This window comes from Kitasatospora phosalacinea (assembly GCF_000716545.1).
Classification (GTDB): Bacteria; Actinomycetota; Actinomycetes; order Streptomycetales; family Streptomycetaceae; genus Kitasatospora; species Kitasatospora phosalacinea.
On record NZ_JNWZ01000145.1, the window covers coordinates 1 to 1,767 of the forward strand.

Annotated in this window: 2 protein-coding genes; both read left to right on the forward strand. The window is 73.2% G+C overall.

Annotated features, from left to right (window positions below; genetic code table 11):
• Positions 1 to 4 precede the first annotated feature (4 nt).
• Entirely contained in the window at positions 5 to 790 is a 786-nt protein-coding gene (locus OO48_RS33815) for an electron transfer flavoprotein subunit beta/FixA family protein (RefSeq protein ID WP_425338618.1), read from the forward strand.
• Between the two features lie 38 nt (positions 791 to 828).
• A partial coding sequence (locus OO48_RS33820) for an electron transfer flavoprotein subunit alpha/FixB family protein (RefSeq protein ID WP_033223448.1) occupies positions 829 to 1,767 on the forward strand: 939 nt, incomplete at its 3' end.

The following is a 1,767-nucleotide window of genomic DNA, read 5'->3' on the forward strand; positions in this document are numbered from 1 at the left end:
GGCCGTGAGCTTGAGGATCGTTGTCTGTGTGAAGTACGTGCCCGACGCGACCGGTGACCGTCGCTTCGCGGAGGACGCCACCACGGATCGGGAGGGCGTGGACGGCCTCCTGTCGGAGCTGGACGAGTACGGCGTCGAGCAGGCGCTGCGGATCGCGGAGGCCAACGAGGGCGCCGAGGTGACGGTGCTGACGGTGGGCCCGGACGACGCGAAGGACGCGCTGCGCAAGGCGCTGTCGATGGGTGCGGACAAGGCCGTGCACGTCAACGACGACGACATCCACGGCACGGACGCGCTCGGCACGTCGGCGATCTTGGCTGCGGCGTTGGAGAAGACCGGCTACGACCTGGTGGTGTGCGGCATGGCCTCCACCGACGGGACGATGGGCGTGGTGCCGGCGCTGCTGGCCGAGCGCCTGGGCGTGGCGCAGGCCACCTTGCTGTCGGAGGTGTCGGTGGCCGGGGGGAAGGTGGTCGGGCGCCGGGACGGGGACGCGGCCACCGAGCAGGTCGAGGCCGCGCTGCCGGCCGTCGTCTCGGTGACCGACCAGTCCGGTGAGGCCCGCTACCCCTCGTTCAAGGGCATCATGGCGGCGAAGAAGAAGCCGGTGCAGTCCCTGGACCTGGACGACCTGGGCATCGAGGCCGCCGCGGTGGGCCTGGCCGGCGCCTGGACCCGGGTGGAGGACGTCACCGCGCGTCCGGCCCGCACCAAGGGCGTCGTCGTCACCGACGAGGGCGAGGGCGGCAAGCAGCTGGCCGCCTACCTCGCCGAGCAGAAGTTCATCTGACGGGCCGCCGGGAACAAAGGGATACGGAGCAGACAACCATGAGTGAGATCCTGGTCCTGGTCGACCACGCCGAGGGCGCCGTGCGCAAGCCCGCCCTCGAACTGCTGACCCTGGCCCGCCGCCTGGGCACCCCCGCCGCCGTCGTGCTCGGCGCCGGGGCCGCGGCCGCCGACATCGCCGCCAAGGCCGCCGAGTACGGCGCCGCCAAGGTCTACACCGCCGACGCCGAGGAGTTCACCACCCGCCTCGTCGTCCCCAAGGTCGACGCCCTCACCCAGATCGCCAAGACCGCCGGCGCCGCCGCCGTGCTGCTCACCTCCTCCGGGGAGAACAAGGAGGTCGCCGCCCGCACCGCCCTGCGCCTGGGCTCGGGCGTCCTGACCGACGCCGTCGACCTCGAGGCCGGCGAGAGCGGCCCGGTGGCCACCCAGTCGGTGTTCGCCGCGTCCTTCCAGGTGAAGTCGACCGTCACCACCGGCGCCCCGGTCATCACCGTCAAGCCCAACAGCGCCGCCCCCCAGCCGGCCCCCGCCGCCGGCACGGTCGAGCAGGTCGCCGTCGCCTTCACCGGCAACGCCGCCACCGTCACCGCCCGCACCCCGCGGGTGTCCACCGGCCGCCCCGAGCTGACCGAGGCCGCCATCGTCGTCTCCGGCGGCCGCGGCGTCGGCGCCGCCGACGGCTTCGGCGTCGTCGAGGACCTCGCCGACGCCCTCGGAGCCGCCGTCGGCGCCTCCCGCGCCGCCGTCGACGCCGGCTGGTACCCGCACAGCAGCCAGGTCGGCCAGACCGGCAAGCAGGTCTCCCCCCAGCTGTACGTCGCCGCGGGCATCTCCGGCGCCATCCAGCACCGCGCCGGCATGCAGACCAGCAAGACCATCGTCGCGGTCAACAAGGACCCCGAAGCCCCGATCTTCGAACTCGTCGACTACGGCGTCGTCGGAGACCTCTTCAACGTCCTGCCCCAACTCACCGAC